Origin of the sequence: Microbacterium sp. K24 (assembly GCF_004794465.1) — a bacterium.
Classification (GTDB): Bacteria; Actinomycetota; Actinomycetes; order Actinomycetales; family Microbacteriaceae; genus Microbacterium.
Window position 1 is genome coordinate 1 of record NZ_SSDJ01000128.1, and the last position, 12,321, is coordinate 12,321.

General features: G+C 71.1%; 10 protein-coding genes and 1 riboswitch. Of the genes, 4 read left to right on the forward strand and 6 right to left on the reverse strand.

Annotated features, from left to right (window positions below):
• The 4 genes from DW306_RS13085 to DW306_RS13100 form a co-directional block, all read left to right on the forward strand.
• Positions 1-1,635, forward strand: a 1,635-nt coding sequence (locus tag DW306_RS13085) for a beta-N-acetylhexosaminidase (protein ID WP_168429326.1), incomplete at its 5' end; no start/stop codon positions are given.
• A gap of 79 nt (positions 1,636-1,714) precedes the next feature.
• Positions 1,715-2,902: an ROK family transcriptional regulator gene (locus DW306_RS13090; RefSeq protein WP_136056035.1), complete on the forward strand. Its 1,188-nt coding sequence runs from the start codon at positions 1,715-1,717 to the stop codon at positions 2,900-2,902.
• 34 nt (positions 2,903-2,936) lie between these two features.
• A complete protein-coding gene (locus tag DW306_RS13095) occupies positions 2,937-3,902 on the forward strand; it encodes an ROK family protein (RefSeq protein ID WP_205814179.1) in 966 nt (321 codons plus the stop codon).
• Positions 3,895-4,674 (forward strand): glucosamine-6-phosphate deaminase, encoded by a 780-nt coding sequence (locus tag DW306_RS13100; protein ID WP_136056036.1) that lies wholly within the window; start codon positions 3,895-3,897, stop codon positions 4,672-4,674. The genes DW306_RS13095 and DW306_RS13100 overlap by 8 nt, the downstream gene beginning before the upstream one ends.
• Positions 4,675-4,724: 50 nt before the next feature.
• Here the strand turns inward: DW306_RS13100 and DW306_RS13105 are convergent, their stop codons facing one another.
• The 6 genes from DW306_RS13105 to DW306_RS13130 form a co-directional block, all read right to left on the reverse strand.
• Entirely contained in the window at positions 4,725-5,132 is a 408-nt protein-coding gene (locus DW306_RS13105) for an NUDIX domain-containing protein (RefSeq protein ID WP_136056037.1), read from the reverse strand.
• Positions 5,125-6,489 (reverse strand): FAD-linked oxidase C-terminal domain-containing protein, encoded by a 1,365-nt coding sequence (locus DW306_RS13110; protein WP_136056038.1) that lies wholly within the window; start codon positions 6,487-6,489, stop codon positions 5,125-5,127. Before DW306_RS13110 ends, DW306_RS13105 begins: the two co-directional genes overlap by 8 nt.
• Positions 6,490-6,499: 10 nt before the next feature.
• A complete protein-coding gene (locus tag DW306_RS13115) occupies positions 6,500-6,871 on the reverse strand; it encodes a YrdB family protein (RefSeq protein WP_136056039.1) in 372 nt (123 codons plus the stop codon).
• Between the two features lie 9 nt (positions 6,872-6,880).
• Complete coding sequence (locus tag DW306_RS13120) at positions 6,881-9,007, reverse strand: sigma-70 family RNA polymerase sigma factor (protein ID WP_136056040.1); 2,127 nt, start codon at positions 9,005-9,007, stop codon at positions 6,881-6,883.
• Positions 9,008-9,475: 468 nt separating this feature from the next.
• Complete coding sequence (locus tag DW306_RS13125; protein WP_136056041.1) at positions 9,476-10,648, reverse strand: amidohydrolase family protein; 1,173 nt, start codon at positions 10,646-10,648, stop codon at positions 9,476-9,478.
• Positions 10,645-12,174 carry a family 20 glycosylhydrolase gene (locus DW306_RS13130; protein WP_136056042.1) on the reverse strand — a complete coding sequence of 510 codons (1,530 nt, stop codon included), beginning with the start codon at positions 12,172-12,174 and terminating at the stop codon, positions 10,645-10,647. The genes DW306_RS13125 and DW306_RS13130 overlap by 4 nt, the downstream gene beginning before the upstream one ends.
• Before the next feature lie 53 nt (positions 12,175-12,227).
• Positions 12,228-12,312: riboswitch (ZMP/ZTP riboswitch) on the forward strand.
• Positions 12,313-12,321 lie beyond the last annotated feature (9 nt).

The window sequence follows — 12,321 nt, forward strand, 5'->3', positions numbered from 1 at the left end:
CGGATGCCGCCGCCCGCGCACCGTGCGACCGTGCCGCGCATCGACGCCCGCATCGATCCGTCCGCCCCCGGGTTCCGCTGGTCGTCGGAGACGCCGATCATCGGTGCGCCGGGGCTCGAGGGCTCGGTGGCGTGGCTGGGCGGGGGAGGAGCGTCCGCGGGAGCGCCGCCGATCCGCCTCGTGGTCGACGCCGGCATCGGGGAAGACGTCGCCGAGGGCGCACGCGTCGGGGAGGAGGCCTTCCGGCTGACCATCGGCGCCGACGGCATCGAGATCTGCGGCGCGAGCCCGGCGGGAGTGTTCCGCGGCAGCGCCACCCTGCGGCAGCTCACGGACCGCGACGCCGTGTCGGCGGTCCTTCCGGCCGGCGTCTGGCAGGGAGCGCCCGCGTACGGCTGGCGCGGGGTGATGCTCGATGTGGCCCGGCACTTCCGTCCCGTGGACGAGGTGCGCCGACTCATCGACCTGCTCGCCGACCACCATCTCAACGTGCTGCACCTTCACCTCACCGACGACCAGGGCTGGCGCTTCGAGGTGCCGGGCTATCCGCGGCTGACCGAGGTCGGCTCCCGCCGTGCGGCGACGCAGCTCGGCCACGGACCGCTCGCGACCGTCGAACCGGGAGTGCACGAGGGGTTCTACTCGGCCGAGCAGTTGCGCGACCTCGTCGCTCACGCCGCCGATCGGTTCGTCACGATCGTGCCGGAGGTCGAGCTGCCCGGCCATATCCAGGCGGGTCTCGCGGCGTACCCGGAGCTCGGGAACACCGACGTCGGCGAGCCGATCACCGCGCCGTGGGAGCGCTTCGGCGTGAATCCGCGCACGCTCGCGCCGACCGAGGCCTCGCTGGCGTTCGGCCGCGCCGCGATCGACGCACTGTGCGAGGTGTTCGACAGCGAGTGGATCGGCATCGGCGGCGACGAGGTTCCGGTCACGGAGTGGGCCGACAGCCCGGCGGCCGCCGAGCGGATGAGGCAGCTCGGGCTCGCCACCCCGCATGACGTGCAGCCGTGGTTCACCGCGCATTTCGTGGCCCATCTGCGCAGCCGCGGACGGACCGCGCTGGCCTGGGACGAGGTGCTCGAGGGGGAGGTGCCGGACGGTGTCCGCGTGCTCGCCTGGCGGGGGCCGGTCGCGATGCGCGAAGCGCTGCGTCGCGGAATCCCGGTGGTGGCGTGCCCCGATCTGGAGGCGTACCTCGATTACCCGCAGTCGGAGTCGGTGGAGGAGCCCATCCGGGTGGGTCCGCCGCTGACCATCGAGCGGGCGTACTCGCTCCGTGTCGAGGAGGGCGCCGTGGGCGGGCAGGCGAACGTCTGGAGCGAACATCTGCCGACCAGGGACCGGCTCGACTTCGCGATGTTCCCTCGGCTGTCGGCGATCGCCGAGCGGCTGTGGGAGGGAGGGGAGCCGGGGCCCTATGCGGACTTCGCACGACGCCTTCCGACACACCTCCGCCGCCTTCGGGCCATGGGCGTGCGGTATCGTCCCCAAGACGGCCCTGCGCCCGACCAGAGACGCCCCGGCGTCCCCGGGAAACCGCTCACGATCGCGGCACGGGAGGAGATCGTCACGCGTCTCGTCTCACGGCTCGTGGAGCTCTCGGAATCACCCCCGACGCAGTATCGAAAGTAATGTAACGTTTCGGTAACCCTCGCCGCGCGTCCCGCGGCAGAGGTTGCACAAATTTTGTTCGTAAGGTCTACTAACAAACATGTCCGTTTCGGATGAACAGCGCGCCGCACCACCGTCGGAGTACGGCGGTGCGAACACGCACGCCTTCGGGCCCGGCCGCCACCTGCGCTCGCGCTCCAAGGTGCTCCCCGAGCATGCCCGCGGTCACAACCGCGCGCTCGTGCTGCAGACGCTGTACCACGCCGGAGCGATGAGCCGCGCAGACCTCTCGCGGGAGACCGGGCTCACCCGTGTCACCATCTCCGACCTGGTCGCCGAGTTCATCGCCGACGGCATCGTCATCGAGATGGGCGTGCGCGAGGCCGTCGGTCCGGGCAAGCCCCCGATCCTGATCGACATCGATCGTGTCGGCCACCAGATCATCGGTCTCGACCTCTCCGGTCCGACCGCGTTCGAGGGAGCGGTCCTCAGCCTCGACGGCGACGTGCTCGAGCGTCGTGAGGTCGCTCGTCCGGAGTCCCCGGACGGCGATGCCGCCTACGCCGCGGCCCTCGAACTCGCCCGCACCCTGGTCGCCGCGTCCACGCAGCCGCTCCTGGGCGTCGGCATCGGCACCCCGGGAGTCGTGCGCCCCGACGGCGTCGTGCTGAGCTCGCCGAACCTCGGCTGGTCGAACTTCCCGCTCGAGGCGAAGCTGAGCGTCGACCTCGATCTTCCGGTGCTCGCCCGCAACGACGCCAACGCGGCCGTGCTCGCCGAATACACGTTCGGCGACGCGAAGGCCGACTTCATGCTCATCAAGCTCGGCCGCGGTGTCGGCGCCGGCCTCATCACCGGCAGCCAGCCACTGCTCGGCAGCCGGTTCGCGGCGGGAGAGATCGGACACGTCGTCGTCGGGACCGATGGCGGACCGCGCTGCGCCTGCGGCAAGGACGGATGCCTGGAAGCCTGGCTCAGCGTCAGCCGGATGCGCGAGGCCCTCGCCGCCGATCCCGGCGCGCGCGATGAGATCCTCCGCGACTCCGGAACACGGATGGCGATCGCCATCGCGCCGATCGTCGCCGCACTCGACCTCTCCGAGGTCGTGCTCTCGGGACCCGCCGACCTGCTCGACGGCATCCTCATCGACGCCGCGATCGAGACCCTGCACGCGCGGACCCTCGAGGGCGTCTTCGAAGACGTCGTCGTGCGCCGTACCCACCAGGACGACATCGTGCTGCGCGGAGCCGCGGTGATGGTGCTGTCCGGACAGCTGGGAGTGTCGTGACCCGCGCCGCCACGACCGAAGCACGCGACCTCCGATGACCGGGGCTGACGCGGCCGACCGCATCGGTCGGCCGATTCGAGTGGGCCTGGACGTCGGCGGCACGAAGATCGACGCCGTCGCCGTCGCGCCCTCCGGCGACATCCTCGGACGCATCCGCAGGTCGACCGGCTGGGGTGCGGACGCCGTGGTCGAGAGCATCGTCATGGCCGTCACCGCACTCGCCGACGAGACGGCGTTCCCGGTCTCGTCGATCGGCTCGGTCGGCGTCGGCATCCCCGGTCTCGTGGACGTCGAGGAGGGCCGGGTCGATCACGCGGTCAACCTCGGCGTGCAGTCGCTCGATCTCGCCGCACGCGCCGAGCGGATGCTGGGCGTGCCGTTCCGGGTGGAGAACGACGTCAAGGCCGCAGCGCTCGGCGCCGCCGTCCTGAGCGGGGCCGCAGGGTCCATGGCCTACCTCAACCTCGGCACCGGAGTCGCAGCCGGGATCGTCAGCGAGGGGCGCATCTGGCGCGGTGCGCGCGGAACCGCCGGCGAGGTCGGACACCTCTCGGTCGACCCGAACGGACGCCTGTGCGGCTGCGGACAGCTCGGCTGCATCGAGACGTTCTGCGGCGGAGGCGCCCTGGCGAAGGCCTGGGGACGCCCCGGCGCTCTCCCGATCAGAGACATCTTCGACGCCGCCGACGCCGGCGACCCGGTGGCCCTGGCGCTGCGGAACGACCTCTATCACGGCGCCGCCGCGGCGGTGCGGGTGCTCGTGCTGTCGGCGGATGTCGAGACCGTCGTGATCGGCGGGGGACTCACCGCACTCGGCTCTCGCCTCGAAGACGGCATCCGCGCCGCACTGCACGCCGGCGCCGAGGCGTCACCGTTCATGCGGTCGCTGCGTCTCGATGAGAGAATCGAACTGCTTCCCGCGGGTTCCCCGGCTGCAGCTTTCGGCGCCGCACTGGTGGGCGCATCCGTACCCGAGAAGGAGATCGTCCCCCATGGCTGAGGTCGTCATCGTCGAGAACGCGGCAGCTGCCGGCGCGCTTGTCGCCACCGAGATCGTGGAGCTCATCGAGCGCCGCCCCGATGCGGTGCTGGGACTCGCCACCGGATCCACCCCGCTGCCGGTGTACCTGGCTCTGCGCACGCAGCTGGCCGGCCATGACGTGTCGCAGGTCCGCGGTTTCGCCCTCGACGAGTACGTCGGCATCGACCCCGCCCATCCCGAGAGCTACCGCTCGGTGATCACGCGCGAGGTGGTCGAGCCGCTGGGGCTCGACCCGCAGCGCATCCATGTGCCGAACGGGGCCGAGGCGACGATCCAGCACGCCGGCGACGACTACGAGGCCGCGATCGCCGCCGCGGGAGGCGTCGACCTGCAGATCCTCGGCATCGGCACCGACGGCCACATCGGCTTCAACGAACCGGGATCGTCGTTCGCCTCGCAGACGCGCGTCAAGACGCTCACCGAGCAGACCCGCGAAGACAACGCCCGCTTCTTCGACTCGATCGACGACGTGCCCCGGCACTGCATCACTCAGGGTCTCGGCACGATCCTCAAGGCCCGCCACCTCGTGCTGCTGGCGTTCGGCGAGGGAAAGGCACAGGCGGTCGCCGACGCGGTCGAGGGGCCGCTCACGGCCTTCCTGCCCGGTTCGGCGATCCAGCTGCACCCGCACGCCACGGTGGTCGTCGACGAGGCAGCGGCATCGAGCCTTCGACTCGCCGACTACTACCGCTACACGTTCGCCAACAAGCCCGCCTGGCAGGGCATCTAGTCGCGCGAGGCTCCGCCGGAATCGGCCTGATCCCGCGTGCTGGCCTACCCTCAGGGCGTGGGCGCCGGCCAGGCGATGGGCAGCAGGTGCTCGGTGCTCAGCGGCGCGAGCGGCAGCGTCGCGGTGTCGGCGGGGGTGATCCAGCGCAGCTCGGCGAGCTCGGCCTGCACCGAGACGGCCTCGGGATCGATGGTCGTCGCGAAGGCCTCGGCGACGACGCGATGACCCGGCTCGTTGGCCGCCTCGGAGATGAACGTACCGAGAGGGTGCAGATCGGCTTCGTCCAGCTGCAGCCCGAGCTCCTCGTGCAGTTCGCGGATCAGCGTCTGCGCGGGCGATTCGCCGGGCTCGGGCTTGCCTCCCGGCTGCATGAACCTCGTCGTGCCCTGCTTGCGCACGACGAGCACGCGTCCGGCGTCGTCGACGATCACGGCGGCGCTCACATGGATGTCAGGCATCGGGCGCGAACACCTTTCCGGGGTTGAGGATGCCGAGCGGATCGAACACCGCGGCGATCTGACGCTGCAGCTGCCACTGGTCCTCGCCGAGTTCGTCGGCGAGCCAGCGCCGCTTCAGGACCCCGATGCCGTGTTCGCCGGTCAGAGTGCCGCCGAGGCGGATCGCCGCGCGGAACAGCTCATCCGCCGCCGCCCAGACGTGCGCCGGGGTGTCGGACCCTTCGAAGATGAAGTTCGGATGCAGGTTGCCGTCGCCGGCGTGCGCGACCGTGGGGATCGTGAGACCGAAGTCGCGTTCGATGCGCGCGATCTCGTCGAACATCTCGGGCATCGCGCTGCGCGGCACCGACACGTCTTCGATCAGGGTGGTGCCGAGCGAGGCCATCGCCGCGTGCATCGATCGCCGGATCGCGAGCAGTCGCTCGCCCTCCTCGCGGTCGTGCGAGACGGTCGTGAGCCCTTCGTGAGCCCGCAGGACCTCCGCGATGGTGTCGGCCTCCGCGGCTGCCGCCGGTCCGTCGGTCCGGATGGTCAGCTGCGCCGCTCCCGGAGCGGGGGCCGGAAGCGCGAGCAGAGCATGCACCGCCGCGAGGCTCGCGGCATCCATCAGCTCCATGATCGCGGGCTGCACGCCGGCGGCGGTGACGGCGGCGGATGCCGCGGCTGCCGCGCGGACCCCGGGGAAGGTCGCGGTCACGGTGCAGACATCGCCAGCGACGAGGCGGCGCAGCTTCAGGGTGGCGCCCACCACGACGCCGAGCGTGCCCTCCGAGCCGATCACCAGCGAGGTGAGATCGAGGCCGGTCACGCCCTTGACGCTGCGGTGACCGAGGTGCAGGAGACGCCCGTCGGCGAGGACCAGGTCGACGCCGAGCACCGCGTCGCGCACGACGCCGTACTTTGCGCAGAGCAGACCCCCTGCGCCGGTCGCGATGTTCCCGCCCACCGTGGAGATGTCGCGACTGGCAGGGTCGGGAGCCCACCACACACCGTGTTCGGCGAGCTGATCGTTGAGGTCGGCGTTGAGGATGCCGGGTTCGACGACGGCGAGCAGATCGTCGGGGCGTACCTCGAGGATCGCGTTCATCCGGCGCGTGGAGAGCACGATCTCGCCCTCGCCCGCGTTGGCCGCGCCCGCCAGGCCGGTGCCGGCGCCCCGCACGACCACCGGCGTGCGGGTGGCCGTGGCGATCCGCATGGTCTGCTGAACGTGCTCCACGCTCTCGGCGTGCACGACCGCCAGCGGTCGCCCGGCGGCCGCATGACCCGAGCGGTCGGCCCGCGCGTCTTCGAGCGCGTCGGGGCTCACGTCCACGAGGGACCCGAGCGCCTCCTGCAGCAGCGTCAGCGCGGTCACGACCGCGTCCTCACGACAGGGCGCGTCGACCGCTGAGGACACCGGTGACGATCGCGACCAGCGCGAATGCGGTGCCGATGAGCGCCTGACCCATCGACCACCAGGCGATCGTGACGCCCACGTAGATGAAGAGCTCGACGGCCGCCCGGAGGAACGGATGCACGTGCAGGACAGGACGCGGCGACAGGAACACCGCCCAGATCAGCAGCACCACGATCGGGGCGCCCACGCCGGCGATGACGTTCCACGGCAGCGACCAGCTGGCGAATCCCCACAGGGCGAGCGAAGCCACGGCGACGACCAGCACGATCGCACGGACGACGTCGAGAACGGTGATGACCGGACGGACGACGCCGGGGACGGGTGCGGAATCCTGAGGCATGGATCCAGTCTATTCGGCGGGCGCGGGCTCCTCGGCCGGCGGCAGTGCGGTATCGACGGGCGCGACCTGCTCCACGGGCGCGACCTGCTCCGCGGGAGCAGCCTGCTCCGCAGGAGCAGCGGGGACCGGTGCGACCTCGACAGGTGCGGGGATGACGGGAGCGGGCTCCGCGGGCGCTGTCACGACGGGTGCGGCCGGCGCGGGTGCGGCCGGCGCGGCCTCTTCGACCGGAACCGTTGCCGCGCTGTCATCGAGCAGCGTCTGCTCCTGAATCAGGGCGGAGTCCGCGCTCAGCTCGATGATCACGATCGGCGCGCCGAGCGCGTTCAGCGTCGTATCCGCGGACGGACCGGAGCCGTCGGCGAGCACGTAGCGGAACGTGACCGTCGTGCTGGAGGCGAGCAGGTACTGGAGCAGGTCGGGTCGAAGATCGATCGTTCCCTGGCCGAGGGAGTCCAGGACGACCTCGCCGCCGCCGCCTCGGCTGCCGTCGAGCAGCGCCTCCACGGTCGTTCCGGGAACACCCGTGACGGGCACGCTGTAGTGCACGCGCAGGCCCTGGAAGGAGATCGTGGCCGCAGACCACGACGGCGCGGTGGTCGGAACGCCCGGCTCCGTCGGATCGGTCGGGTCGGTCGGGTCCGTGGGGTCGGTCGGGTCCGTGGGGTCGGTCGGGTCCGTCGGATCGGTCGGGTCCGTCGGATCGGTCGGGTCGGTCGGATCCGTCGGATCGGTCGGGTCCGTCGGGTCGGTGGGGTCCGTCGGGCCTTCCCCGTCGCCCGGACCCTCGGGGTCGGTGGGATCCGTCTCGTCCTCAGGGTCCGTCACGACCGGCGGCGCGGGCGGCGCGACGACCGGGCCCGTGTGCTCCGTCGGCGCCGGCGCGGTGGTCTCGTCGGCCGGCGGTGCAGGTGCTTCCTCGGGCTCATCGATCGGCTGCTCGATCACGATCGGCTCGTCGAGGTCCATCGAGGCGTCGGGTCCGACATCGGAGGTGATCGAGGAGGAGTCCGCATCGGCGGCGCTCGGCAGCGAGGTCGCGGGCTCGGCACCGGCGAGGCCGGGGATGATCGTCGCCGCAGCGACGACGCCGGCGACGACCAGAGCGGCGGAACCCGCGCCGACGAGGGCGCCCATCCCGGTCAGAATGCCGCCGGACGTGCCCGCCCCGGCAGCGACACCCGCTCCGCCTCCGGCGCTTCCGGTGGATCCGGCAGCACCGCTCCCGGATCCTGCCCCGAGTGCGACGGCTCCGGATGAACCTGCGTCACCCGCGAAGACGCCCCCGGGGATGCTGGACGGCATGGCGGCGAGGGCCACGATCGGCGCGCCGCCGCCCTGCAGCGTCGCGAGGTAGCCCGCGGCGCCGGTGACGCCGAGCACCAGAGGGAGGAGAACCAGCGCGAGGCGCGTCGAGACGTCTTTCGCCTCGGCGGCGACGATCATGCAGCGCGCGCATTCGTCGAGGTGCAGTTCGAGGCGCTTGTGATCGCGCGTGCCGAGGTTGCCCCGCGAGTAGGCGCCGAGGTGCTCGATCGTCCACTGGCAGTCCGAGCCGGGGGCCGCACTGCGCAGATGCGCCTGGATCCACGCTTCGCGCAGGCCTTCACGTGCGCGGAACGCCAGCTGCGAGACGGCGCCGGACTTCATGCCGAGGAGCGGAGCCACTTCCTGGGGCTTCATCTGCTCGATCTCGGTGTACCAGAGCACCTCCTGCCAGCGGGAGGGAAGGCTGCGGAAGGCCTGCGCCGTGAGGCTGCGGTCGAGAGCATCGTTCGCGGCCTGATCGGTGCTCTCGGGGTCGGCGACCGCGTCGAGTTCGTCGATCGCGGTCTCGCGACGAGAACGCCCCCACGCCGCGGCGGTGTTGCGGATGCTGGTGAACAGGTAGGCGCGGAAGGAGCCGTTCGGCCCGCCGCCCTTGACGATCGCCTGGTAGATGCGGGTGTAGGACTCCTGGACGAGGTCGTCAGGGTCGATCGACGAGGTGATCGACCGCGCGACCGAGAGGCCGGACGGGTAGTGGCGTCGCCAGAGTTCGCCGAAGGCCTCCGTGTCGCCCGAGCGGGCGCGGAGGATCAGGTCGGCATCGCCGATCGGCTCGTCGTGGTGTGTGTTCTCTTCGTGCACTGTCATCCATCGCTCCTGGGGCGCAGGAACGCCTCCACAGGAAGAGACGCGCAAGAGGGGATCTCATCACGCGTCTCTTCATTCTCTCCCGGATCTCGTCGCTTGACCACCCCTCGACGCGATCTTCCGGAGGTTTTCGTCCGCTTGATAAATCCCAGTTCTTGACTAATTTTCTCGGACCCCGGAGAAAGATCTCGAAGAAAATCTGGGAACTCGCGTAATGAATCGGCATCCGCGTCGTCTCATCCCATAGAGACAGCCGTACGAATTCCACCGGGGGGCGGATTTCAGGCGCTGGTGCGAGGGGCAACTGCACCGGCTGGGCGGGTCGGGAGCCTCGGGGGAGGAGTTCCCGGCCCCCCTCTCCATGAGGGGGATGAGGTCGCTGATCTGGGGAGAGGCGGCCTCCCACCCCGCTTCACGAACGACCGGAGAGCGCAGAGCTGCGCGTCGTCGCGCGATGCGCGGCTCTCGTCACCCGAGCAGCCGTGGTCCCACCCATACGCGCGCGACGTGCAGTTCTGCGTCCAGCAGCACGGCATCGGCGGTCATGCCCTCGCGGAGGGTGCCGAGCACCGTCTCGCGTCCGATGGCCCGCGCCGGAGTCTCTGTCAGAGCGCGCACCGCCTCGGGCAGCGTCGCACCCGCCTGCACCGCTCGCTGCAGAGCGACGTCCTGCGTGAGCGTCGAGCCGGCGATCGAACCCGTGTCGTCCGCCCGCGCCACGCCGTTCTCGACCGTGACGCTCACCGCGCCCAGGTCGTAGTGGCCGTCGGCACTGCCGGCCGCCGCCATGGCATCTGTGATGAGTGCCACCCTGCCCGGCGCGGAGTCGAACACGAGCTTGATCACGTGAGGATCGAGGTGCACGTTGTCGGCGATGGCTTCGAGGATCACCCGATGGTCCGCCGCCGCGGCGAGCACGGGTCCGGGGGCGCGGTGGTGGATGCCCGGCATCGCGTTGAAGGCGTGCGTGAGGATCGATGCCCCGGCTTCGAACGCGGCGACGGCCATCGCGGCATCCGCACTCGTGTGTCCGACGGCCGCCGCGGCGCCCGCGGCGACGATCTGACGGATCGCGTCGAGCCCGCCCGGCAGCTCGGGCGCGATCGTGACCTGGCGCACGGTGCCGCGACCGGCCTCGAGCAGGCGTGCGACGTCGGCGGAGGCGGGTGCGCGCAGCAGCGACGGCTCATGAGCGCCGTGGTGCGCGGGATCGAGGAACGGGCCCTCGAGGTGCGAGCCGAGGATGTCGGCATCCGTCTCCATCAGATCGGCGACCAGCGCGGCGCTGCGGGCGAGCTCGTCGAGCGGCGCCGTCACCAGCGACACCACGGCACGCGTCGTGCCGTGCGCGCGATGGAGCGCACGTCCCGTGCGGATGGCGTCGACTCCGTCATCGAACGCGGCTCCCGCGCCGCCGTGGCCGTGGATGTCGACGAATCCCGGCGTGAGGACGGCCCCCGGTCCGGCGATCCCTGCGGCATCGAGCACCTCGTCCGCCGGCTCCCAGGTCGTTCCCGTCCCGCGCGCGACGACCGCTCCGTCGGCGAAGCGCACCCAGCCGTCGTCGACGATCTCGCCGGCGTCGACGATGCGCGCGGAGTGGATGACCAGCGAACCGGTCGCGGAGGAATGGATGCTCAACGCTCGCTCCAGGGGATCTCGTCAGCGGGGTGGAAGTCGATCCCCTCAGCCTTCCACAGCGGCGCGAGCGAGCCGAGACGCACGCGGAACGACTCCCACACGCGCTCCGGCGCCTCCCGAGGCGACCAGGCGACCTCGGCCTGCGCGGCGGCGCGGGGGAAGACGAGCTGCTCGACATCGCTGAGGGTGCGCGTGGTCTCGGACCACAGCGGGGCCTCGATGCCGAGGATGGCGTCATCCGGCACGTCGAGCACCGCGGTCGGTTCCCACTCGTAGGCGGAGCGGACGTCGATGATCGCCGCCCAGGTGAGCCCGAGAGGGAAGTCGGCGGTGTACTTCATGTCGAGGTAGGCGGCGTCCGCGGCGGACATGATCAACGCACCGCCGCGCTCGACGAAGTGCGCGGCCTCCTCGGCATGCGTGCCCTCCGGCGTGGTCTTGCCCCAGTACTGGCCGATCGTTCCCTCGGCGATGTCGGCCGCCGATCCCATCTCGTGCCAGGCGATCGGGGTCTTCCCCGCCTCGACGACGATCGCCGTGACGCGCTCCGCGAAGAGGTCGAAGTCGGCCTGGGGCGTGCCCAGGGACTCGTCTCCGCCGACGTGGAGGTACGGACCCGGCGTGATCTCGGCGAGCTCGCGCACGACGTCGCGGACGAACTCGTAGGTGCGCTCCTCGTGGATCCGCACGCTGGAGTGGCCGACGCCGGTGCCGAGGTACGCCTCGCCGTGCACGGGAAGCGGCTGGCCCTGCTGCAGCGACTCCGATCGCAGGGCGTCGCTCACCACGGGCTCCTCGACCAACTCGGGGTAGGCGACGCCGATCGCGTGCGTGTGACCGGGCAGATCGATCTCGGGGATCAGCAGCACGTGCCGCTCCTCCGCGTACGCGACGATCTCGCGGTAGTCGTCCTTCGTGTAGAAGCCGCCGCGTGCCTCGTCCACCGCGGTCGACGAGGAGAGCTCCGTCAGCAGAGGCCACGAGTCGATCTGGATCCGCCAGCCCTGGTCGTCGCTCAGGTGCAGGTGCAGGTGGTTGAACTTCAGCGCGCTGATGCTGTCGATGAAGGTCTTGACCTCGTCGACGTCGAAGAAGTGCCGCGTGACGTCGAGCATCACGCCGCGACGACCGAAGCGCGGGGCATCCCGGATCTCGGCCCGGAGGAATCCCCAGCCGTGCTCTTCTTCGCGGAGCAGCTGCCGCAGGGTCTGCACGCCGTAGAAGAGTCCGGCTTCGTCGGCGCCGACCAGCTCGACCCGGTCGCCGACGGTGAGCGCGTATCCCTCGGGGGCGGCGACGGCAGGGTCGAGGCGGAGCTCGATGTCGGCCGAGGCGCTGTCGGCGGCATCGGCGGCATCGGCGGCGGAGAGGCGGATGCCGCTGCGTCGCTCGACCGCGTCGATCAGCTGCGCCGCCGCGGGGGAGGACCCGAGCACACGCGTCGTCGCGGCGATCGGCATCCGTCCTTCCCCTGCGGTGGCAGACACGGGCGCGGGCACGAGCGGAAGGGAATGGGTAAAGACCATGAACAAAACCTATCGTGGACCCGGCCTGGGCCACAGAGGGAATCCGCTATGCTCGTAACCGTCGCAACTGGCGTCTGGGTGGACTACCACCGGGGAGCGACTGACCACGGAATTCGACCGCGCGCCTGGGCCGATCGGTACACCCTT

Bases quoted from the DNA above. Each gene is read 5' to 3' on its own strand.
- DW306_RS13090 (WP_136056035.1), top strand. From the start codon at position 1,715: ATGTCCGTTTCGGATGAACAGCGCGCCGCACCACCGTCGGAGTACGGC.
- DW306_RS13100 (WP_136056036.1), top strand. From the start codon at position 3,895: ATGGCTGAGGTCGTCATCGTCGAGAACGCGGCAGCTGCCGGCGCGCTT.
- DW306_RS13120 (WP_136056040.1), bottom strand. From the start codon at position 9,007: ATGACAGTGCACGAAGAGAACACACACCACGACGAGCCGATCGGCGAT.
- DW306_RS13105 (WP_136056037.1), bottom strand. From the start codon at position 5,132: ATGCCTGACATCCATGTGAGCGCCGCCGTGATCGTCGACGACGCCGGA.
- DW306_RS13095 (WP_205814179.1), top strand. From the start codon at position 2,937: ATGACCGGGGCTGACGCGGCCGACCGCATCGGTCGGCCGATTCGAGTG.
- DW306_RS13130 (WP_136056042.1), bottom strand. From the start codon at position 12,174: ATGGTCTTTACCCATTCCCTTCCGCTCGTGCCCGCGCCCGTGTCTGCC.
- DW306_RS13115 (WP_136056039.1), bottom strand. From the start codon at position 6,871: ATGCCTCAGGATTCCGCACCCGTCCCCGGCGTCGTCCGTCCGGTCATC.